Below are 21,702 nucleotides of genomic sequence, written 5' to 3' on the forward strand. Positions count from 1 at the left end.
AGTCGAGGTTAGCGACCAGCGCAGACGCAGGGGACGCCGCACCTGGTGAAGTCGGTCACCGTGCGCGGTCAGAGGGTGTGCCGAGGGTGTGAGACCGCCCACCGACAAGCATTTCGACGGCCTTTTCGAGGCTTTCGGCGCCCAGTTCGATCACGTCGGTGCCGTGAAGCGCTTCAGCGAGGCCCTCGGGCATCGGACCGCCGAGGAGGCCCAGAATGTCTGGATCCTCCTGTTCGGTTGTCCGCACGATCTTTTCCGTGGTGTCCAGGTGTCCAACGTGGACGACTTCGAGACCGGCGTCGCGCAGCATTCTCGCCAAGGGAATTGCCGCGGTTTCTTTAGCGAGTTCCACTAGGACGACGCGCCGCGGACTCACTTCTTCGCACCGGCGGCCGCGGTGACGGCGGCAACCACTGCCGCCGCTGTCGCGGCGAGCCCGAGCCAGAAACCCAGGCCCGGCTTCGCTGTGGAGAACAGAGAACTGACCAGTGGAATCTCGGCGACGTGCAAGGCGAGGAGCACCGCCGCTCCGGTCAGCCCCGCCGCCGCGGCGCCGGGCCGCGAACGCACGCTCAGCCCGAGCGTCCCGAGAACGACGAGCACCGCGGCGAGCAATCCCCACGACGGAGTGTCGAAATCGGACCAGAGACCGGGCGGCGCGTAATCCTGCGCGGTGAACACCGGCGTGCCGAACGTCGCGATCGCCAGCACAGCGGTGATTCCGGCCGGAAGCAGAACTCGGGACCGCGGCCCTTCGGTACCGGTGTCGTCGCGTTCCACGACGCCGGTCACCACCGCGGCCAATCCGGTAAGCCCGGCGAGCCCCAGCGCGATCGCGGTGAAAACGGCTCCCGCGCCGAGGTGGTAACTGATCGCGCCGCCGAGCCCGCCGAGTCCCGTCGCCTCGGAAGCGGTGATGGCGGTACTGAGCACGGCCGTTCCCGCGAGAACGACACCGGCCCACAACACCGCGAGCACCCCGCGCGCGAACGACGCGATGCGGCTTGCGAGGAGGAAAGGTGTTGGCAGCACGACAAGAACTGCCGCGATCAGCAGTTGCAAGCGGGCCGGGCTGTCCGTGCTGTTGCCGAGTTGCGGAGCGTACGCGCCGATCGCCGCGGCGATTCCGGTCAGCAATGCCAGCAACGCGGTGAGCGCGCGCCACATGGTGAGCCCAGGGACGCGGGCCTCGCCAGCCAGGTCGGTGCGTTCGGTTTGGGTCTGCTGCGGTGTCGCAAGTGGAGTGAGGACGAGGACCAGCACCATCGGCACGACGGCGAGATACGCGCCGGTCGACACCCCCAGCCCCGACACGGCCAGCCCAGCGACGAACGTCGGCACCGCGACGGCGAGCACCGCCGCGACGATCCCGCCGAGCGTCCCCCGAGCGACCCCGTCGGACCCGGCGGAAACCCCGAGCACGGCGGCGACCGGCAGCGCGCCGGCGAGGAGAAGGTAACCGGCGAGCGCCAGCCCAGGACCCTCAAACGCTGACCGCGCAAGGAGAAACGGATCGTCGGAGAGGACCGGAGTCATCAGCAATCCGACCGCGGCGACTACGGCGAGCAGCGGAATGATCAACCGCCAGCGGCGTTTGTCGTCCCCTCCGGCGATCTCGTTGCGCTCGCGCACGACTTGCGCGGCCACGATTCCGGCGACGAGCGTGAGCAGGTGCCCGGCGATCAGCAGCCAGAACCCGATGCCTACGCCGCTGCGGTCGAGCAGCCGGTCCGGGAGATACAGCTCGGGGCGGATGGTTTTGGAGCCGTTGACGAGGAATTGGAGATCGAGGATCAGCCGTCCCGGCGCGAGAGCGGCGAGACCGGTGACGAGACCGGCGGCCAGGCCGTGCCGCCCGCTGCGAGCCGCCGCGAACGCGATTCCGGCCGGGACTACGGCGAGGATCACGAGGAGCGGCCAGGAGAGGTAGCCCGGCCCGGCGTCGGGCGAGACGGGGGCGATGGCCCCAGCGGCGAGGGCCAGGGCACCGAGTGCAAGGAGGGCAGTGGCGGCCCGGAGCCTTGGGGAGGGGGTTTGGTCGGCGAGGTCTAGGAGGGGCGGGTTTTCGCCTTGGCTCGAGGCTTTGCTGGGGATGGTGCGAGGCGCTGGCTTCCGCGCGATCGGGTCAGCGTCGGGTTTTTGGCGGCTGGTCAGGCCTGCCGGTGCGGCCTTGTCGCGCGGGTCCTTGGCAGGGGGCGCGTCGGAGGTCTCGGGTGACGCGCCTCCTCCGCCGGACTGAGTAGCCGGGTCTTTCGCTGAGGACTCGCTGCTGCTGGCGGGGGCTGAACTTTCCGCGGTCGTCCCGGCACGGCGGGATGAGTCGGCAGGACTGTCGGCCGGGTCCGATTTCGCGCGACCGGCGTCACGGCGGGCTCGGGCGCGGGCGGCGGCCTTGCGCTCGGCGAGGCTGGGACGCCGGGATCCGGCGGGACGGCCCGGGGTGTCCGGGGCGGAGTCGCCGTCGGGAGGCTCTGGGGTCGGCGGAGTCATCGCTCGCGACGCTAGCAAGGACCGGTCCCGGCAGGCGGACGGCAGGGCCGCCTCGACCAGGCCGGAACGCACTTGCGGGTGAATTCCGCGCCGGATGAACCTCGGGCCGTCCCCGTGCGTCTGACAGGTGCGAAGAAAAAATCCTCCGATCCGCGTAAGAGGGACGCGGGCCGGAGGTCTCGACGGCAGAGGGACCGGAGGCCGGAGGGAGCGTCGAGGAAAAACTTCGGGGAAGTCGCGTAAGGGAGTGGCGTTCGGGGCGTCACTCCGGCGCGGGACGAAGCACGGGGACACATCGCGGGGGCGATGGACGAGGTCGGATGCCTGTTCGTGGCAGGCGCCCGACCAGGCCGCGGAGGGGAGCCGCGGCGGGTGCCGGCAGGTCGTGGGGACGACGTGCCGGGACCGAGGTGGAGACGGCCGAGACCTGCCGGGGAGGGCAGGTGAACGGCCACCTCGCGGAGGGGAGCCGCGATCTCCGTCCCGGTCAGGCCGGGGAGGGCCTGACCAGGACGGAGACGGTCCGGTCGCCTGCCGGAGAGGACAGGCGACCGGGCCGGGTCGCGGAGTTGCGACAAGAACTGGCGGATCGTGGGGACGATCCGCCAGAGACGGGATGGCCAGGACCTGCCGGGGGCAGCACGGACCGGGTCTCGGGCCTGGTTCACGTGGTTCCGGGGAGAGATCCGTCGCCGGAGAGTGGGCGCGAAGTGTCGCGAAGCGAAGCCGTCCAAGAGGGTCCGGCGAGCCTGGCGGTGTCGCGAAGCGAAGCCGTCCATGAGGGTCCGGCGGGCCTGGCGCGAGTGAGCGCCATCACAAAACTCGGCGTGAAACTCCTTCAACGCACCTGGGCGGCCGGTTATTTCGTCCGCTAAGCCGTCAGGAGTGCCCTCAGGGCGTTGGGCCATCCGAAGGTATGTGACTCAAGCCACATCCAGTGAAGTAGTTCCCGGTTAACTTTGGGTAGTTTCCACAGCTAGAAGCTCGATGCGTGCCACTCGTTCGGCCGAAAGCCCGGTCGCGCCTTGCTCATTGAGGCGCCGCTTCGTTACTGTCCTCCGGTCCCCATTACAGTCAGGTCACGAAGCAGAACGCTGAGCGAATCACCCCCGAGGTTCGTTCACGGGATCCCCCGCCCGAGTTCGCTTCCGCCCGGCTCCCCGACGATGGAAGGCCCTGTCTTGGCTTCACACCGCTCCCCCGGCGGCCAAGCCCCTTCCCCGGCGCTGAAAGACGCACTGGACGGTGCAGTCATCCGCGTCCGGGGACAGCACCGCATCTCCCCGCCCTCCTCCGCCCTTCGCGGACGGGTCGTGGTCGCCGCCGTCGCGGCCGGCGCGTTCGCCGCAGCCGCCGCCGGGCAGACCCTCAAGTCGACCAGCGGCGGGGACTCCGACGCCGGGGTCACCCCGCTCGCCAACGCACAGAACGCGAGCGCCTCGTTCACCCTCGGCAGCGCGGGCTCCGGGGGAGCTCCCGAACTGCTGCCGACCGGCCACGCCGTCGACGCCTCCGCCGAAGCCGCGAAGATGGCCGACAGCGCCAAGGTCACCAAGGCCCGCGTGCAGGCGGAAACCGAAGCCGCGCGCCAGGCCGCCGAAGAGGCCGCCCGCCCGAAGACCTGCATGCCCGCTCACGGCACGTTCACCTCCGGCTTCGGCGCCCGCTGGGGCACGAGCCACCTCGGCATCGACATCGCCAACTCGATCGGCACCCCGATCTACGCCGCCTCCGACGGCACTGTCATCCAGGCAGGCCCCGCCAGCGGTTTCGGCCTCTGGGTCCGCGTCCAGCTCGACGACGGCACCATCCAGGTCTACGGCCACATGAACAGCTTCTCCGTCCGCGAGGGCCAGAAGGTCAAGTGCGGTGAGCAGATCGCCGAGATCGGCAACCGCGGCGAGAGCACCGGCCCGCACCTGCACTTCGAGGTGTGGCAGGACGGCAGCAAGAAGATCGACCCGCGCCCGTGGCTTGCTGCCCGCGGCGTGAACGTCAACTGACCTGCTCGTCTCGTCCGCCGTCAGCCGACCTGCTCGTCCGCCCGCCGGGCAACCGGTGCAGCGACATCCGCTGTCGCGCGACGGGTGCCCTCTGAGCGTGAACGCACGTCTCGCACGCTGTGCAACCCGGCGCATTGGCTCTCTCTGCCGCCGCGCGACGCACGCCATCTGAGCGTGGCAGCACGTCTTGCCTGTCGGACAGCTGGCGCATTGGGCATCTACTGCCCCACCGCGATCATCGCCTGAGATTGAGCCGGACGGAGCGCCTGCCAGGTAACCAGTGCAGAGGGGCAACTGCTGCCGCCTCGATGGTCGCCATCTGTGCCTGAACCGCGCGGAACGATCCCTGCGGCTAGCAGTGGAATCTGCTTCGCACGCAGCTGGTAGCGCTGAACCGCGCCGCGGGTGCACAGTCCGCATGCCGCAGCAGAATATCGGTCAATCGGCCCTGCTTTCGTCGTAGTGCATCGTGTGGAAGTCGCTCCGAACAATCTGGTGCCGCAGGGAATCTGCGGCGATCTCCGCCAGGCCACGCGTGAGCGTCTGGGATAGGCCTAGGCCGTCAGCGGGCATCACGGATCGTTGCCCGGAAGGCGACGGACGAAGTAGGCGACTGCCACCTGCCACACGGTGCAGAGGTCCGCGCGTCTTCGCCACGGCATCCAGCGCGCGATCCCCTCGTCGGCGCGCGACGATCCTCCGCAGACGACGCATCTGCCGTCTGGCCCCAATGCGTGTTGCCTCAGCAACGCGCGCCACGCCGCGGTCAGCCGTGCCACATCCCCTGGCACGTCCCGAGCTGGCCGGATTGCCGTCCCCACAGCAACCGTCCCCGCAACTCTCCTCAGGTACTCCTGTACCCCAGCGGCAAATACCCCAAACAGCACCGCGTCCATCCCCCTGCGTCCCTTCCACAGCATACCGCATTTCATCGAACTTGTGTTCGATATAGCTCAGTATGCCGGAGGGGACCGACAAGATCGGCTGATCGCTGGAGGGTTCACTCGGTCCGGCGAAAGTTGTCCAGAACGGGGCGGGAGAGGGCGTCGGGCATGAGCGGCTCGCTGTGCCTTGGGAGCAGAGCAGCGTCAGGAGCCGGAGGTTCAAGGGCTAGCCCCGAGAGGCGTCCGGTGGCGGCGGGACGGCACTGCGCGGAGGGGAGACCTGTGCCGTGTCGGGGATCTGCGCAGGCCAGTCTCTGCCTAGGCAAGCTGACTGACGCCTTGGGTGGGACGGAGAAATCCGGGAGGACGATGGGCGGCGAAGGGCGGGGAGAAGGTGCGCCGGCCGGTTTGACGGGTTGGGCTGGAGCGTGGGTTGGGCTGACCGCTATGACTCCCGCTGGGGTGAACGCACCACGGCACAGCACAGCAGGGCAGGGCAGGGCACGGCACGGCACGGCACGGCACGGCACGGCACGGCACGGCACGGCACGGCACGGCACGGCACGGCACGGCACGGAGAGATCAACCCACCGAAACCGCCGAAATCCCAGCAGTTCTCAGAGTTTCACCATCGGCACGCTGCCGATCAGCATCAGCCGGACCTTGCCGGACGCTCCGAAGTCGATCGTCGCCGTCGCGCGCGGGCCGATGCCGTCGCACGAAATGACTGTGCCCAGGCCGTACTTGTCGTGGCTCACCCGGTCTCCGACGTCCAGCTTCAGGGCCACTGTCTCCTTCCAGCCCTTTCCAAACGGCGAGCTCGAAGACGTCGACGTCGAGGACCGGCGGCCCCACGTCGTCGCGGCACGCGGGCCGGAGGAGGAACCGGAAGACGAGCCGAAGTTGCCGAAGCCCGGCGAGGACGGTTCGAGGCGCCGCCAGTCGACGAGATCGGGCGGCAGTTCGTCCAGGAAGCGGGAGGCCGGGTTCATCTGCGGCTGTCCCCATGCCGACCGAGTCAGGGCTCGTGACACGTAAAGTCGTTGCCGCGCACGGGTAATCGCCACGTAGGCCAGGCGGCGTTCCTCGGCCAGCTCCGCGGGATCGCCCAGGGCGCGCATGTGCGGGAACACGCCGTCTTCCCAGCCGGTGCAGAAGACGACCGGGTACTCCAGGCCCTTCGCGGTGTGCACGGTCATCAGCGTGACCACGCCCGCGCCGCCGTCGCCTTCCTCGCCACCGTCTGCCGCGGGGATCGAGTCGGCGTCCGCGACCAATGAAACCCGTTCCAGGAAAGCGGGCAGCGAACCAGGGGCGGGGACGCCGTCGTCCAGGACCAGTTCCGCGTTTTCGTCGTTGGTGACCTCGGCGGTGAACTCCGCGAATTCACGTGCCACCGTCACCAACTCAGTGAGGTTTTCGACGCGCGACGCGTCCTGCGGGTCGTCCGACTCCTCGAGTTCCGCGCGGTAGCCGGTGCGTTCCAGGACCGCTTCGAGCAGGTCGTGCACCTCGGTGCCGGACGACGCCATCTCCTGCAACTCGTCCAGCAGCGTCACGAACCCGGTGATCGCCTTGGCCGAGCGCGGGTTCAGCAGCGCCACCTTGTCCTCGACCGCGTCGCGCAGCGCGGCCCAGAACGAGATCCGTTCCCGCTCCGCGTGTGTGGCCACGACGGCTTCGGCACGGTCGCCGATGCCGCGCTTGGGGACGTTGAGAATCCGCCGCAGGCTGACCGTGTCGTCGGGGTTCGCGAGGACGCGCAGGTACGCGATCATGTCCCGCACTTCGCGCCGCTCGTAGAACCGCACGCCGCCGACGACCTTGTACGGCAGGCCCAGCCGGATGAAGATTTCCTCGAACACTCGCGACTGGTTGTTGGTGCGGTAGAACACCGCGACGTCCGAGTAGTCCGCCTCGCCCTTCTCCGCCAGCGAGTCGATCTCCCCCGCGACGAACGCGGCCTCGTCGTGGTCGTTGTCCGACACGTAGCCGACGATCTTCTCGCCGTCGCCCGAATCGGTCCACAGCCGCTTGGCCCGCCGGTTGGGGTTGCGCGCGATCACCGCGTTGGCCGCGGACAGGATCGTTTGCGTGGAGCGGTAGTTCTGCTCCAGCAGAATCGTGTGCGCGTTCGGGAAGTCGCGTTCGAATTCCTCGATGTTGCGGATGGTCGCGCCGCGGAAGGCGTAGATGGACTGGTCCGCGTCGCCGACCACGCACAGTTCGGCGGGCTCGATCCCGGTATCCGTGGCCTCGGTGCCGGCGAGCACGCGCACCAAGGTGTACTGCGCGTGGTTCGTGTCCTGGTACTCGTCGACCAGGACGTGCCGGAAACGCCGCCGGTAGTACTCCGCGACGTCCGGGAACGCTTGCAGCAACGACACTGTCCGCATGATCAGGTCGTCGAAGTCGAACGCGTTCGCGCTCGCCAGCCTGCGCTGGTACTCGACGTAGACCTCGGCGACCCGGCGTTCCAGGTCGTTGGCCGCCTTCGAGGCCGCCTCGTCCGGATCGACCAGCTCGTTCTTGAGGTTCGAGATGTGCACCGCGAGCGTGCGCGCGGCGTACTTCTTCGGGTCGATGTCGAGATCGCGCGCCACGAGCGTGATGAGCCGCTTCGTGTCGTCCGAGTCGTAGATCGAGAAACTCGACGACATGTCGAGGGTTTTCGCCTCGCGGCGCAGGATTCGCACGCACATCGAGTGGAACGTGGACACCCACATCGCGTTCGCGCGTTTGCCGACGAGCGCCGCGACGCGTTCGCGCATCTCGGCGGCGGCCTTGTTGGTGAACGTGATCGCCATGATCTCGCCCGGATGCACGCCGCGCTGCCCGAGCAGGTAGGCGATCCGGCGCGTGAGCACGCGCGTCTTGCCCGATCCGGCTCCCGCGACGACCAGCAGCGGACCTCCGGCGTGCGTCACCGCCTCGCGCTGGGCGGGGTTGAGGTCCTCGAGCAGGTCTGCGGTTCCCGGCCGGGCAGCGCGGGCGGGCGGGTCTGCGGGGAGATCGAAGAGGGTGTCCATCGTCTGTCAACGCTACCCCGGGGGTACGACAGTCCCGGAACAGCCACGGGGTCGGCCTGCGCTTGTCGACGTACGCCTCAGTGTCGCCTCGCGTCCGACGCGCGAGGCCGCCGCGGCGCGGAGCATCGAACGGTATGGACGACAAGATTCCCGCCCGGCTGAGGGCTTCCGACGGCGACCGCGAGCGCGTCGCCGAGACCATCCAGGCCGCCGGTTCCGAAGGACGGCTCACACTCGAAGAGGTGGAAGAGCGGCTGCGCGCGGTCTACGCCGTCCGCTACACCGACGAACTCGGCGAACTCACCTCCGATCTCCCCCGCCCGACGCCCGCCCGGCCGCGCGGCGGCGGTTGGCCGCTCACCCGGGCGGCCTTGCGCGAACATCCGGCGTTGCGCGTTCATCTCGGGATCGTCGCGGTGCTCGCGACCTTGCTGATCGTCCGCTGGGCGATCGGCGGCGCGCTGTTCTTCTGGCCGGCGATGCCGTTGTTCTGGCTGTTCATCAGCCTTGTGCTGCACGCGCGGGTGCGGGCGTTCCGGCGGCGACCGGGCGCGCCTGTGCCATACTGAACCCGTGCGGCACAGCAGCGAGCGATTTTTTTACGGGACCCGGACTCCGGCTCCCGTGATCGCGTAGTGCCCCACCCGCCATCACCCGCAGCCCCGGAGTCCACTGGACCCGGGGCTTTCGCCGTCCCTGGGCCACAGGGAGTCCGGACTTCAGAGAGGTCCCGATGAACGCGCAGACGCAGAACGCCGACGACCAGCCTTCCGAGCACACGCCGGCGGGCGAGGACATCTCGTCGCTTCGCGAGGAGATCGACTTCCTCGACTCCGAAATCCTCCGGCTCGTGAAGCGCCGGGTAGAGGTGTCGAAGACCATCGGCGCGGCCCGGATGGCCGCGGGCGGCACGAAAATCGTCTACAACCGCGAGATGGACGTGCTGGCGCGCTACCGCGAACTGGGTCCGGAGGGCCGTCAGCTCGCGATGCTTCTGCTGAACCTCGGCCGCGGCAGGCTGGGCCGCTGACGCGGTATCCGGGGCATCCCCGATTCGCGCCGCACGGAAACCGGGCAGACTGGACACATGATTAACATCATCGCCGTCATCATCGCTATCGCGAGCGTGCTGGCGTCCCTCGGCCACGTCGGCTACCTGGCAATGCTGAACAACGCGGCGGGCAAGCGGGCGGGCGGGGCTCCGGTGGCGCAGTACGTGCGCAGCCGCTGGGCGCTGGCCGGCGGTGCGACCGCGGCCTCGCTGTTCGCCTGGCTGCTCACTTCCGGCAACGTCGTGCTGGACATCCTCGCCATCGTCATCGCGGTCGGTAGCGGCGCGACGTCGGTGAAGGCCCTCCAGTCGACGCAGGCGAAGTACCGCAGCGGCGGCTGATTAGCCCCCGAACTGGGGAAATACCGGACGGCATGCTGCGCTGCGTGACGTGCCGCCCGTTCGGGCGCGCCCGGTCGAGTGAAACCGGTGCAAGTTGCAGGATGGGTGAAGACATTCGCCTGCCGGTTTCCTACTGTGAAGTCCGTGAGGACCCTGGCGTCTGCGCCGGGCTATGCCCGGAGGACGCGCGGGAGCTGCGGCTCCGCGCGCCGTTCTCCGCGTGCGCGTGCATTTGCTCGGGAGTTCGCAAGTGTGGACGCAAGCGTCGTTCTCTTCCTCCCTGCTCCGTTCGGGTTGACGACCGCCCCGGCGCCGTCACGCCCCTCTCGCGGAGGGGTCGGACCGGCATGACGGGAAACACGATGGGCGGTTCGCGGCACGCTGACCGTCCCGGCGCGGTGTCGGACGCCGAGGTCACCGTCCCCGGGCGGCACCGCGTCCGCGCCGACGGCACCTGGACTCCCGTGGTGCCCGCCCGCGCCGCCGGACATCACCGGCACCGCACCGGCGGCGGCCCGGCCGCTCCGGCGCAGCGGGGCAGCGAGAACCCGCAGCAGCGCGGCGCACCGGCCCCGCGCGCGAACCGGGCGCCCGACGACGGCAACCGCCCGGCCCCGAACCAGCCCGTCTTCCCCACCTCGAGCGGCACATTGCCGATCGGCGAGCCCCCGCTGCCGCAGCCGCAGCGCCGCCGGGCTCCGGTCGAGCCGCAGGGCCGCCGGGCCCCGAGCGAACCTTCACGCCGCCAGGCCGCCGTCCCGGATCGGCTGGCCGAACCCCGCCAGACCGTCGTTTCCCCTGGCCAGCCGAGCCGCACCGCCGAATCGCAGAGCCGCACCGTCGCACCACCGAGCCGCCCGGCCGCACCACCGAGCCGACCGGCCGAATCGCAGAGCCGCACCGCCGAGCCGCAGAGCCGCCAGGCCGCCCCGCTTGGCCGGCAGCCGGAAGCCCAGAGCCGCCGCGCCGAATCGCGCGCCGCCTTCGCGCCCCCGCAGGACCGGATTCCTGAGGAGCACCGCGCCTTCGCCCCGCCGGAGAGCGCGCTCCCCCAGCCGACCCGGCGCACCCGGCAGGAACGCGTCGCGACCACCTCCGCCGCGCTGGCCAGCCGGCCGGAAAGCCCCCGCGAGCGCGTCGAGCTGAACCCGGTCTCCGAAGAGCCGCCCCGGCGCCAGCGCGTCACCCTCGGCGAACCGGCCGTCTCGAAGCAGGAGACGCAAGAACAGCAGGACGACGAGGTGCGCGTGTACGCCGCGCCGCTGCTGGACGGCCTCGGCACCTTCGACCTCGGCTCCGTGCCCGCTTCGGTCACCCCGCCGAAGACCTGGCGCAAGGCCGCGTGGTTCGCCACCGGCGCGTCCGGTGCGGTGGTCGTCGGGCTGCTGTTCGCCGGGACGTTCCTGGTCGGCGGGCCTACCACCACGACGACCGACGCGGTCGGCGGCGGAGGCTGGCCCGGCAGGCAGAACGGCGGCAACCCGAACCTCAGCGCGCTCATCCCGAACGGGCAGCACGGCGGGGTCGGCGGCAACGTCCCGCGCAGCGGCGCCAGCACCAGCCCGGACGGCGTCACCTCGGACAACGGCACGCACCCGCAGCAGGGCCCCGGTCCGAGCAGTTCCGCGAGCAGCAGCTCCGCCGGCGTGACCACGTCCGCGGGCCCTGGCACCGGCAGCAAGACGTCCGCGCCGACCACCACGGACACGCCCTCGTCCAGCGAGCCGCCGGAGAAGCCGCCGGTCACTCCCGCTCAGCGGGAAACGAAGGACCCCTACTTCACCGCCGCCGACCCGAACACCATGGGCAACAACTCGGAGAAGTTCTTCAACAACGTCACCACCGACCCGTCGGAGGCCTCGTCGGTCACGTCCGGCGACCTCAAGCAGCAGGGTCCGCAGGGCCTGCGCAAGCGCTACGCCGGCGTCGCGTACTTCGAGGTCAAGAAGGTCACCATCGACCCGCAGCACGGCACCACGGTGAACACCGTCGAGGTCACGCACGAGGACGGCAGCAAGAGCACCGAGCAGCGCACGCTCACTTTCGACGACAACGGCAAGATCACCGACGACGGGCGCTGACCAGCGCACTGTCTGCAAATGCCGATGCACGTGCGGAGCGGTGAGCGGTTGTTCCCTCGTCCGGTTGGGTGACATAAGCTGCCGTTCGTCGTACGACGGCGGCATTCCGGCGACGGAGTCTGGCGGCAGCCGGTCGGCACAGGGTTACCTGGCGACTACAAGGCCCGGCGCCGACCACGAATCGGCTGTCCGGACCGCCCCGGGGACACCGCCACCGTGTCGTGTCCTGCCCCGAACCCCCAGAGCGAGGACTTTCGTGCTTGAACGGCAGCGAACCCGGCGAGAACCCGACGCCGTGCGCGTCGAGGACGTGATCCCGCCGGAGCTGCTCGAGGACGTGGCCGAAGCCGACCGCGAGTATCTCGAGCAGGTGTTCCGCGAACCGCAGAAGTACCTGCCGCCGCGCAGCCGCCGTCCGGTCGTCCGGGCCGCGGAACCCGTGGAAGAGCCTGAGAGCAAGCTCGCCCGCCGCGCGAAGCTGGCCGGGCTCGTCGGGGCGGGCGCGCTCGTCGCCGGCGCCGTCGTCACCGCCTCGCTGCTCAGCGGCGGACCGCGGCCCACCGTCCCGGTCGCCGAGGAAACCGCGATGCCGGCCGGGTTCAGCGGCGCGGCAGCGCTCGGCGGCCAGGCCGTCCCGCAGCAGCGCAAGAGCCACTCGTCCGGCGGCACGACGTCGGGGCAGAGCGAAAGCACGACGCAGTCCAAGCACACCGACTCCGCGGCCACGACGCCGTCGAGTTCGGGTGCCACGACTCCGCAGACCACCTCCGGCACCTCGTCGTCTTCGGCGCCGAGCGCTCCGTCGTCGGCGGAGTCGCACAAGAAGTCCGCCACCTCGTCGGCGGCCGCGCCGGATCCGGTGAAGCTCGAAGCGGTGCGCAAGTTCTACGCCTCGATCGACCACCAGCCCGAGAACGCGCTTTCGCTGCTCGCCCCGAACGTCGCGCGCGGCGAAACGGGCGATCTGGTCCGCGCGTGGAGCGGGGCCGATTCGATCGACGTCCAGGAACTGCACGTCCAGGACGACGGCTCGGTCTTCGCCGTGGCGCTGGTCCACCAGGCCGACGGCACCCTGGTGCGCGTGACCCAATTGTTCGACGTCGTCGAGCAGGATGTGATCTCCCAGGCCCGCGTCCTGTCCGCGGTCTACTCCTGACCTGCGCGAACGTGGTTGTGCCGGGTCGTCGGAAGTGTGCCGCGTGCGTGTGCGCAGAGTGAGCGCCTAGCCTTGTCACGGGTCGGTCTCGGCAAAACCGGCGCACGGTCCACAGCAGGTGCCTACGCTCCGGTGCTGCGGCGGGTTCGAACTCACCCCTTTGGGGTAGACAAGTCCCGCCCCGGCAAGTCGGAGCCCCAAAGGGAGGTCGCGTGAGCGACGAGGGTCGTCTGGTCGCCGACCGGTACCGGATCGTCGGAAAGATCGGTTCCGGCGCGATGGGGGCCGTCTGGCGCGCCCACGACGAGGTGCTGGGCCGTACGGTCGCCATCAAACAGCTTCTGCTCCAGCCCGGGCTGGAGAACCACGAGGCGGAGGACGCCCGGCAGCGCACCATGCGCGAGGGCCGGATCGCCGCCCGGCTGCACCACCCGAACGCGATCACCGTGTTCGACGTCGTCACCGACGACAACGGCCAGCCCTGCCTGATCATGGAATACCTGGCTTCCACCAGCCTGGCGCAGGTGCTGCAGGAAAAGGGCACGCTGCCGCCGCTGGAGGTCGCGCGGATCGGCGCGCAGATCGCCGCCGCACTGCGCGAGGCGCACGCGGTCGGCATCGTGCACCGCGACATCAAGCCGGGCAACATCCTGCTCGCCGGCAACGGCACCGTGAAGATCACCGACTTCGGCATCTCGCGGGCCAAGGACGACGTCACGGTCACCAAGACCGGGATGATCGCGGGCACCCCCGCTTACCTGGCCCCCGAGGTCGCGATCGGCGGCGACCCTGGCCCCGAGTCGGACGTCTTCTCGCTCGGCTCCACGCTGTACGCCGCCTGCGAGGGCCAGCCGCCGTTCGGCCTGTCCGAGAACACGCTGAGCTTGCTGCACGCGGTCGCCGCCGGGCAGATCAACCCGCCTCGGCAGTCCGGTCCGCTGGCGAGCGTGCTCGCGGTGCTGCTGCACCCGGAGACCCAGCACCGGCCCACCGCCGAGGAATGCGAGGAGTTGCTGTCCGCCGTCGCGCGCGGCGAGACCCCGCTCGGCGGCCCGGACGGCGAGACGATGATGGCCTCGTCCTCGGGCACCCTCGGCGCTGCCGCACTGGGCGCGGCGGGCGGCGCGGCCGCGGCCGGTCTGCTGCACCACGACGACGAGCAGGGCCACTCCGGCACGCTGCTCGACGACCCGGGCGCCACGCAGCAATACGACCCGAGCGCGCAGCAGTACTACGGCGAGGACCCGTACCCGCCGGGCTCCGGCTACCCGGAGGACGACTACGACGACCACGGCTACCACCAGGACGGCTACCAGGAACCGCCGCTGTACGGCGACCCCAGCCGCAACGGCCTCGCCGCCACGCGCGCGGTCCCGGTGCCGGACCACTACGAGGACGACCCGTACGACGAGGACCCCGCGCCTCGCACCCGGGTGCAGACCGCGCCCGAGGACGACGAGGACGAGAAGCCCGGCGCTTGGAAGAAGCCCGCGCTGATCGGCGGCGTCGTAGTGGTCGGCCTGGTCGCGCTCGGCGTGTGGCTGCTGACCCCGGGCAATCCGCCGGACGCCTCGCAGCCGGCGCCGCCCGCTTCGTCGTCGGCGGTCGCGCCGACGTCCGTCACACAGCCGCCTTCGGAAGCAACCACTACGTCCCCGCCTACGTCTTTCCGGGAAAGCTCAACACGAGAGACGCAGTCGACGCGGCACTCGCGGAAGTCCACCACGGCGGAGGACACTCCGACGCAGGAGCAGCCGTCGCAGACGCGGGTGTCTCAGACTAAGCAGTCGCCGACCAAGCCGCCGGCGTCGGAGACCTCGGCGACCGCGCCGCCGACTGCGACCAGCTAGCGATCCAGGGACAGCATTGAGTTCAGAAGGCAGCATCGTCGGCGAGCGGTACCGGCTCGACCAGCCGATCGGGCGCGGCCGCGCGGGCATCGTGTGGCTCGCGTTCGACACGCGGCTGTTCCGGACCGTCGCCGTCAAACGCATGTACCTGCCCGTCGGCCTGCCGACCGACCGTGCCGAACAGGCCCGCGCGATGGCGATGGAAGAGGGCAAGGCCGCGGCGCGGATCGACCATCCGTGCGCGATCACGGTGTACGACGTGCTGCCCGACGGCCAGGACGTGTGGCTGGTGATGGAGTACATCCCGTCGCGCGGGATGTCGGTGTTCCTCGCCGAGCACGGCCGCCTCACCCCGGAGCAGGCCGCGTTCCTGGGCATTCAGCTGGGCGACGCGATGGCGTCGATCCACTCGGCGGGCATCGTCCACCGCACGCTCGAACCCAACACTGTGCTGCTTGCCGACGACGGCAGCGTCAAGCTGACCGACATCGGCATCACCGGTGGAGGTCCGCACGCCGCTTACCGGGCGCCTGAGGTCACCCGGGGCGCTCCTCCGTCGGCAGCTGCAGACGTGTTCTCGCTGGGCGCGACGCTGTACACGGCGGTCGAGGGCGTGCCGCCGTTCGGCGACGACGGCCAGTCCCCGGAACGGCCGCCCGAGAACGCGGGTCCGCTCGCCGGGGCGCTGCAGAAGATGCTGCGCGCCGAGCCGTCAGCTCGGCCGACCATGGACGACACCGTGCACGCGCTGAAGGCGATCACCGTCGGACGCGAGCAGACCGCGTTCATTCCGCCAACCGCACCCGCGCTGCCGACTGTCCCGGCGTCGCGGCCGGTGCCGACGCAGCAGCCAAACCTGGCCGAGGCCACTCAGCAGATCCAGCCGGACGCCACCCAGCACATCATGCCGCCGCAGCAGCCGATGCCCGCGCAGCAACCGGCTCCGCTCATGCAGCTTCCGGTCCAGCAGGTGCCGCAGGCCCCGGCTCCGGCGCAGCCGATGCAACAGCAAGCGATGCAGCAGCCGACCGCCCGCTACACGCCCACCCCGGCACAGCAGGCCGCGTCCGCACAAGCTGTTCGCGAGAAGGCGGCCGCGCGTCGGCGGATCATCCTCACCGTCGCGGCGATCCTGTGCGCGATCCTGATCGGGATCGGCGTTTCGCAGCTGCTGTTCGTCTGAGCCGGCGTCAGGCGACGTTCTCGGTCGCCTCTTGCATGGCTTCGAGGAAGGTCTGCACTGCTGGGCTTCCCGCGACCCGCGCGGCCACCGCTGCGTGAATGTGCCTGCTCGGCTGCGGATTGCGGACGCGGCGCACCACCACGCCCGGATGCGGTGTGCCGAGACCCAGCTCCGGAACCAGCCCGACGCCGAGCCCGGCGGCGATGAATCCTTGCGCCGACGGATAGTCCTCGGACTCGACGACGACGTTCGGGTGGAACCCGGCCGACGCGCAGGCGCCTTCGAGGATCGCCCGGCACGCGCCGGGGATCGGGTCGACGCCGACCCACGGTTCGTCGGCGAGGTCGGTCAGGTCGAGAACCCGCTTGCGGGCCAGCCGGTGCGCACGCGGCAGCACCGCGCGGTACGGATCGTCCAGCAGCGGGACCAGCTCGATGCCCCGGCCCGGCTCCGACGGCCGCGGGTACACGATGATCGCCAGGTCAGCGCGGCCTTCTTCGACCTCGGTGAGCGGGTCGCCCGGGTCGATGAGCTTGAGATCGAGCCACACGCCGGGGTGTTCGCGGCGCAGCGCGGCCACCGCGTACGGCACCATTGTCGCGCCAGCCGTGGCGAAGTAGCGGATGGCGAGCTTGCCGGTGCGGCCTTCCTTCAGCTCGGTGAGCGCGGCCTCGGCTCGGGCCAGCTCCGCGCTGAGCGTCTCGGCGTGTTCGGACAGTAGCGTCCCCGCCGGAGTCGGCTGGACGCCGCGGCCGACGCGTTCGAGCAACGGCGTGCCCGCTTCGCGTTCGAGAACCGCCAGCTGCTGACTGATCGCCGACGGCGTGTACCCAAGATTCCTTGCCGCAGCAGTGATCGAACCGCTCGTGATCACCGCGCGCAGCACCTGCATGCGCCGTACATCGAGCATGGCCTCGATCCTACAGCTTTGCTTAATCGTCCCTGCAGTTATTTTCGCTTGTCCTTACACCTCGTCGCGGCGAAGCTGGCGGCAGAGGCGAAGGAAGGAATCTGGGGTGGGCGAGACGAAGACGCTGCTGAGGATCGCGGCGCTCGCGTTGATGTGGGGTTCGAGTTTTTTCTGGATCAAGCTCGGGCTCGCGGCGTTTTCGCCAGTACAGCTGGTGCTCGCGCGGCTCGTGCTCGGCGCGGCGGTGCTGCTGGCGCTGTGCCTGATCGGCCGCCGGAGCCTGCCCGCGGAGCGACGCACCTGGGGACATCTGCTGGTCGCGGCGTTCTTCCACAATGCCTTGCCATTCCTGCTTTTCGCGGTCGGCGAGACCACTGTGGACTCCGGCATCACCGGGGTGCTGAACTCCACCACGCCGCTCTGGGTGCTCGTGGTGGCCCCGTTCCTCGGGGTGTCGAACCGGATGAACGCCACGCGGATCGCCGGCCTGGTGATCGGGCTCGGCGGGATCCTGCTGATTTTCGCGCCGTGGCAGGCGTCCGGATTGCTCAGCTGGGGCGCGCTGGCCTGCCTCGCCGCCGCGGCGAGCTACGGGTTCGCGTTCGTCTACGAAGGACGGTACCTGTCGAACACCGGCTCCTCGCCGTACGCGATCGCGGCCGGGCAGATGCTGCTGGCCACTGGGTTTCTGGTGCTGGCCATGCCGTTCGGCGGGTTCACGCCGGTGCACCTGAGCCCGGTCGCGGTGATCGCGGTGGTGATCCTCGGCCTCGGTTCGACCGGGATCGCGTTCGCCCTCAACTACCAGCTGCTGGCGAGCGAAGGCGCGGTGGCCGCGTCGGTGGTCGGCTATCTGCTGCCGGTGGTTTCGGTGCTGCTGGGCGCGGTGTTCTTGCACGAACAGCTGAACCTGCGCGTGATCGCGGGCATGCTCGTGGTGCTGGTCGGCGTCGCGCTGACCAGGTTGCAGCGCAAGCCGGCGGTGGCTCCGGAAGAAGAACTGACTCCGGCTTAGACGAGGCGGCGATCCGAGGCCCAGCGGGACAGCTCGTAGCGGTTGGACAGCTGGGTCTTGCGCAGGACGCTCGACACGTGCGTCTCGACCGTCTTCACCGAGATGAACAGCTCGGACGCGATTTCCTTGTACGCGTAACCGCGGGCGAGCAGGCGCAGGACGTCGCGCTCGCGCGGGGTGAGCAGGTCCAGCTCGGGGTCGTTGATCGGCGCGGAGCCGGGACGGTCGGCGAAGGCGTCGAGGACGAACCCGGCAAGGCGCGGGGAAAACACCGCGTCGCCGTCGGACACCCGGACCACCGCGCGGACGAGTTCCTTCGACGAGATCGTCTTGGTGACGTACCCGCGCGCGCCGGCGCGGATGACCGCGATGACGTCCTCGGCGGCGTCGGACACCGAGAGGGCGAGGAACACGACGTCCGGCAGCTCCGGGCGCACGCGGCGGAGCACCTCGGCTCCCCCGCCGTCGGGCATGTGGACGTCGAGCAGCACGACCTGCGGACGGGTGCGCGCGATGCCGGCGACCGCCTCGGCGACCGATCCGGCCTCGCCGACGACCTGCACCTCGTCGGTGATCGAATCCAGCTCCGTGCGCACTCCCGCGCGGAACAACGCGTGGTCGTCCACGAGGAAGACCTTGACCGGTTCCCGCTGGCTCTCCGTCACGACTGCCCACTCCCTCGCTTCGCCTGCCCCCGAGCATAGCGAGGTCACGCCACCCCTTTGCTCGCTTTCACCGGCATGGCGAGCTGGACCTCGGTGCCTTCGCCGGGCGCGGTGCGCAGCTTGCAGGTGCCGCCGTGGCGTTCCATCCGGCCGCGGATCGAGTCGGCGAGGCCGTGCCGGTCGGCGGGCACGACGTCCGGGTCGAAGCCCTTGCCGCGGTCGCGCACGAACACGGTGACCTCGGTGGGCTCGACCTCGGCGAACACGCTGACCTCGGCGACGCCGGCGTGCTTGGCCGCGTTGACGATCGCCTCGCGGGCGGCCTGCACCAGCGCGGTGAGCGGCGGGTTCAGCTCGGCGTCGCCGACCACGACCTGGCCGACCGAGATCGCGAACTGGTCCTCGACCTCGCCGCACGCCGCCGCGAGCGCCTCGGACAGCTGCTGGCGAGTGCCTTCTTCCTCTTCCTTGGTCCGCTTGTCGCTGGGTTTGCCGTAGCCGCCGGGGCCGTACAGCCAGCCGCGCAGCTCGCGTTCCTGGCCGCGCGCGAGGCGGGCGACCTCGGCGGGCTGGTCGGCCTGGCGCTGGATCAGCGCGAGGGTCTGCAGCACGGAGTCATGCAGGTGCGCGGCGATCTCGGCGCGTTCGTCGGTGCGGATGCGGGCCTGGCGTTCCTCGCCGAGGTCGCGGACCAGCCGCAGCCAGAACGGAACGGTGAGGACGGCGACGCCGATCAGCGTCGCGAGCACCGCGATCAGGGCGAACTTGACCTGGTCGAAGTCGCCGCTGGCGAACACGACGAAGCCGATGCCGGTGGCCACCAGCGCGACCCCGGCGAGAATCCGGACGATCGCGGCGAGCCGTCCGCCCTCGCCGACCAGGCCGTCCCGGGCCCCGACGCGCCAGCGCCGCCGCTGCGACTCGTCCGCCTCCCGCCAGACGACCGCCGCACCGAGCGCGGCGAGCGCCAGCGGCACCGCGACCCAGCCGCGGATGGCTCCGGTGAGCGTGCTGCTGGCGATCGCGAGGCCGATGCCGAGCGCGATCAGCCCGTACGCCTGCTGCCGGTCGCGGGCCTTGGGCGCGGTCTCGCTTTCCTCGGAGCTCTGCGGCACGAACACCCAGAGCAGGCCGTACGCGAGCAGGCCTGCTCCGTTGAGCGCGGCCAGCAGCGCGAACACGACGCGGACCCAGACGACCGGAACCCCGAGATGGTCCGCGAGCCCGCTCGCGACGCCCGCGACGGCCCGCCCGGAGCGTCGCCGGTACATCTTGGGCCGCGGTTCGGGTTCGGCGACCTCCATCGCCTGGGCGGACACGAGCGCCGAGGGCTCCTCTTCGGCCGAGGAAACCCGCCCTGGGGCACTGATGTCGAGAAAGTCCTGCACGAGGTCCATCGTCACACGCGGGAGCGGCGCGGACATCGGGGAAGGCCCTGATCAATTCCCCCAGACGGCCGCCCGGGGCGAAATTCCGCGAACCCTCCTGCCGCCCGCCGGGACTCGGTACGATGCAGAGGGCGAGTGATCACAGTGCGTAAACGGGCGGGGAGGCCGGATGACCGAGCAGCATCGCGCGGAGCACGTCGAGTCCGCAGGCGATTACTACGCCCGGACGCAGAACGTGAACCAGATCTTCTCCGTGGGCGTGGACTCGCCGGAGACGCGCGGAGCGACTGAGCGGGACGCCTCGCAGTACTCGGTCCAGCAGGGCCAGCAGCTGCTCGAGGGCCAGCAAACCCGCGGCGACGCGCCCGCGCCGGACGCGAACTACGCGTCGTACAGCCACGAAGACCTGCACAAAATGGTCAACGAGGGCTTGGACTTCAAGGGCATCAACGAACGCAGCCGCGTGACGAACTTCTACGGCAACTGGCTCGCCGACGTGTCCAACCAGTTCCGCGACGCGGCCAGTACCGCGGGTGCGGAGTGGCAGGGCACGGCCGCGACGCAAGCGCATTCGTTCTTCCAGAGCACGGCCGATCACACGGAGAAAACCGGCAGCGCGATGCAACTGGTGTCGAACCGCTACTCCCAGCAATCCGCGGCGGCCGACTACGCGCACAAGAACATGCCGGAACCCACTGGGTTCGACCAGAAGGCCGAGATGGCCAAAGCGACGGAGCAGTTCCAGAACGGCAACCCTCTGCAGGGCGTGATCGCGATGGGCGACGTGGCGGCCAAGCAGCAGCAGGCTGACGCGGCGCACCAGCAGGCGGTCCAGGTGATGCACGGGTTGGACACGACGTACCACGAGACTTCTACTACGCAGCCGGTTTACTCGCCGCCGCCGCAGATGAACAACGACAGCACGCATGCGAGCAGTGCCTCGCCGGTGGCTGTTCCTGGCGGGGCTTCGAGCGGACCTTATTCCGGTCCTGGTGGGTCCGGCCCGGTGACTGGCGGGCCCGGGAATGGGTTCACGGGCCCGAATCCGCCGGTCGGCAATCCTCCGCCCAACTCCTTCCCGCCTCCGGGAGGAGGGAATCCTCCGGGTGTTCCTTACAGCCCCGGGCCGGGGATCAACACTGGTACTGGGCCGCTGAGCAACCCCTCGGTGCCGGGGGGCGGGAACAACCTCCGGACCACGCCGGGCATCGGCGGGCGACTTTCTCCGGAGGGGCTCGCTTTGGGCGGGGGCTCCGGCCCCGGCTCGGGCTCCGGTTCCGGCGAGGACACGCCGCGCAGCCGGTCAGGCAGCGCTGGTCGAGGTGGCGCCGGTGGTCGCGTGACCGGCGGTGCCGGTTCGGGTGGCTCCGGGAAGCCGAGCGAGTCCGGCGGCAAGGGTGCCGCCGAACGGCTTGAGCGCGGCGCTACCGCTGCCGCGAACGCTGGAAAGGCCGGGAAGTCCGGTGCGGCGGGAGCTGGTGCGGCGGGCGCCGGGAAGAAGAAGGAAGAGGACAAGGAACACAAGAACAAGATCCCGACGCAGATCGATCCGGACGAGGTCTTCGAGGTCAAGCCAGAACGAGGACCGGACGGGGAAAAAATCACTCCCCCGGTTCTCGGCGGCTGATTCCCCTCACTCGAACAGACATATCTAG

General features: G+C 70.2%; 16 protein-coding genes. 10 read left to right on the forward strand and 6 right to left on the reverse strand.

Translation table 11 applies throughout. The features are described from left to right. Positions 1-55: 55 nt before the first annotated feature. On the reverse strand, positions 56-310 hold the full coding sequence (locus tag ACFXI3_RS13270) for a hypothetical protein (RefSeq protein ID WP_378399685.1): 255 nt from the start codon (positions 308-310) through the stop codon (positions 56-58). A 62-nt stretch (positions 311-372) separates the two neighbouring features. After that, entirely contained in the window at positions 373-1,908 is a 1,536-nt protein-coding gene (locus ACFXI3_RS13275; RefSeq protein WP_378399686.1) for a hypothetical protein, read from the reverse strand. A gap of 1,895 nt (positions 1,909-3,803) precedes the next feature. Between ACFXI3_RS13275 and ACFXI3_RS13280 the strand changes: the two genes are divergently transcribed. Then, entirely contained in the window at positions 3,804-4,493 is a 690-nt protein-coding gene (locus tag ACFXI3_RS13280) for a M23 family metallopeptidase (RefSeq protein WP_378399687.1), read from the forward strand. Positions 4,494-5,994: 1,501 nt separating this feature from the next. On the opposite strand, the gene pcrA is transcribed toward ACFXI3_RS13280, so the two are convergent. Further along, a complete protein-coding gene (gene pcrA / locus ACFXI3_RS13285) occupies positions 5,995-8,406 on the reverse strand; it encodes a DNA helicase PcrA (RefSeq protein ID WP_378399688.1) in 2,412 nt (803 codons plus the stop codon). Between the two features lie 134 nt (positions 8,407-8,540). Between pcrA and ACFXI3_RS13290 the strand changes: the two genes are divergently transcribed. The 7 genes from ACFXI3_RS13290 (at position 8,541) to ACFXI3_RS13320 (ending at position 16,069) form a co-directional block, all read left to right on the forward strand. Next, a complete protein-coding gene (locus ACFXI3_RS13290) occupies positions 8,541-8,975 on the forward strand; it encodes a DUF1707 domain-containing protein (protein ID WP_344270480.1) in 435 nt (144 codons plus the stop codon). A gap of 164 nt (positions 8,976-9,139) precedes the next feature. Beyond that, positions 9,140-9,436 carry a chorismate mutase gene (locus ACFXI3_RS13295; protein WP_378399689.1) on the forward strand — a complete coding sequence of 99 codons (297 nt, stop codon included), beginning with the start codon at positions 9,140-9,142 and terminating at the stop codon, positions 9,434-9,436. 57 nt (positions 9,437-9,493) lie between these two features. Next, the gene (locus tag ACFXI3_RS13300; protein ID WP_344270474.1) at positions 9,494-9,799 is read left to right on the forward strand and encodes a hypothetical protein; all 306 of its coding nucleotides are present in this window, start codon (positions 9,494-9,496) and stop codon (positions 9,797-9,799) included. Positions 9,800-10,146: 347 nt separating this feature from the next. Next, positions 10,147-11,880, forward strand: coding sequence for a hypothetical protein (locus ACFXI3_RS13305; protein WP_378399690.1), 1,734 nt, complete (start codon positions 10,147-10,149; stop codon positions 11,878-11,880). Between the two features lie 256 nt (positions 11,881-12,136). Further along, positions 12,137-13,036 (forward strand): hypothetical protein, encoded by a 900-nt coding sequence (locus ACFXI3_RS13310; protein WP_378399691.1) that lies wholly within the window; start codon positions 12,137-12,139, stop codon positions 13,034-13,036. A gap of 212 nt (positions 13,037-13,248) precedes the next feature. Beyond that, positions 13,249-14,886, forward strand: a complete 1,638-nt coding sequence (locus tag ACFXI3_RS13315; RefSeq protein WP_378399692.1) for a protein kinase — start codon at positions 13,249-13,251, stop codon at positions 14,884-14,886. Between the two features lie 16 nt (positions 14,887-14,902). Then, a complete protein-coding gene (locus ACFXI3_RS13320; RefSeq protein ID WP_344270463.1) occupies positions 14,903-16,069 on the forward strand; it encodes a serine/threonine-protein kinase in 1,167 nt (388 codons plus the stop codon). Between the two features lie 7 nt (positions 16,070-16,076). Here the strand turns inward: ACFXI3_RS13320 and ACFXI3_RS13325 are convergent, their stop codons facing one another. Continuing rightward, entirely contained in the window at positions 16,077-16,979 is a 903-nt protein-coding gene (locus ACFXI3_RS13325; protein WP_116206532.1) for a LysR family transcriptional regulator, read from the reverse strand. Between the two features lie 106 nt (positions 16,980-17,085). Between ACFXI3_RS13325 and ACFXI3_RS13330 the strand changes: the two genes are divergently transcribed. Beyond that, on the forward strand, positions 17,086-17,994 hold the full coding sequence (locus ACFXI3_RS13330; RefSeq protein WP_378399693.1) for a DMT family transporter: 909 nt from the start codon (positions 17,086-17,088) through the stop codon (positions 17,992-17,994). On the opposite strand, the gene ACFXI3_RS13335 is transcribed toward ACFXI3_RS13330, so the two are convergent. Beyond that, complete coding sequence (locus ACFXI3_RS13335; protein ID WP_344270453.1) at positions 17,991-18,659, reverse strand: response regulator transcription factor; 669 nt, start codon at positions 18,657-18,659, stop codon at positions 17,991-17,993. The two genes, ACFXI3_RS13330 and ACFXI3_RS13335, sit on opposite strands and share 4 nt — an antisense overlap. Before the next feature lie 44 nt (positions 18,660-18,703). After that, positions 18,704-19,963, reverse strand: a complete 1,260-nt coding sequence (locus ACFXI3_RS13340) for a PspC domain-containing protein (RefSeq protein WP_378399738.1) — start codon at positions 19,961-19,963, stop codon at positions 18,704-18,706. A 253-nt stretch (positions 19,964-20,216) separates the two neighbouring features. Here ACFXI3_RS13340 and ACFXI3_RS13345 point away from each other — a divergent pair, with 253 nt between their 5' ends. Next, the gene (locus ACFXI3_RS13345; RefSeq protein WP_378399694.1) at positions 20,217-21,674 is read left to right on the forward strand and encodes a hypothetical protein; all 1,458 of its coding nucleotides are present in this window, start codon (positions 20,217-20,219) and stop codon (positions 21,672-21,674) included. Positions 21,675-21,702: the final 28 nt, after the last annotated feature.

This window comes from Amycolatopsis sp. NPDC059235 (assembly GCF_042754125.1).
In the GTDB taxonomy this organism is placed as follows: Bacteria; Actinomycetota; Actinomycetes; order Mycobacteriales; family Pseudonocardiaceae; genus Amycolatopsis; species Amycolatopsis albidoflava.

What these genes read in the sequence shown, in the direction of transcription:
- ACFXI3_RS13270 (WP_378399685.1), bottom strand. Translation starts at nt 310, where the DNA reads ATGCTGCGCGACGCCGGTCTCGAAGTCGTCCACGTTGGACACCTGGAC.
- pcrA (WP_378399688.1), bottom strand. Translation starts at nt 8,406, where the DNA reads ATGGACACCCTCTTCGATCTCCCCGCAGACCCGCCCGCCCGCGCTGCC.
- ACFXI3_RS13290 (WP_344270480.1), top strand. Translation starts at nt 8,541, where the DNA reads ATGGACGACAAGATTCCCGCCCGGCTGAGGGCTTCCGACGGCGACCGC.
- ACFXI3_RS13295 (WP_378399689.1), top strand. Translation starts at nt 9,140, where the DNA reads ATGAACGCGCAGACGCAGAACGCCGACGACCAGCCTTCCGAGCACACG.
- ACFXI3_RS13300 (WP_344270474.1), top strand. Translation starts at nt 9,494, where the DNA reads ATGATTAACATCATCGCCGTCATCATCGCTATCGCGAGCGTGCTGGCG.
- ACFXI3_RS13305 (WP_378399690.1), top strand. Translation starts at nt 10,147, where the DNA reads ATGACGGGAAACACGATGGGCGGTTCGCGGCACGCTGACCGTCCCGGC.
- ACFXI3_RS13325 (WP_116206532.1), bottom strand. Translation starts at nt 16,979, where the DNA reads ATGCTCGATGTACGGCGCATGCAGGTGCTGCGCGCGGTGATCACGAGC.
- ACFXI3_RS13340 (WP_378399738.1), bottom strand. Translation starts at nt 19,963, where the DNA reads ATGGAGGTCGCCGAACCCGAACCGCGGCCCAAGATGTACCGGCGACGC.
- ACFXI3_RS13345 (WP_378399694.1), top strand. Translation starts at nt 20,217, where the DNA reads ATGACCGAGCAGCATCGCGCGGAGCACGTCGAGTCCGCAGGCGATTAC.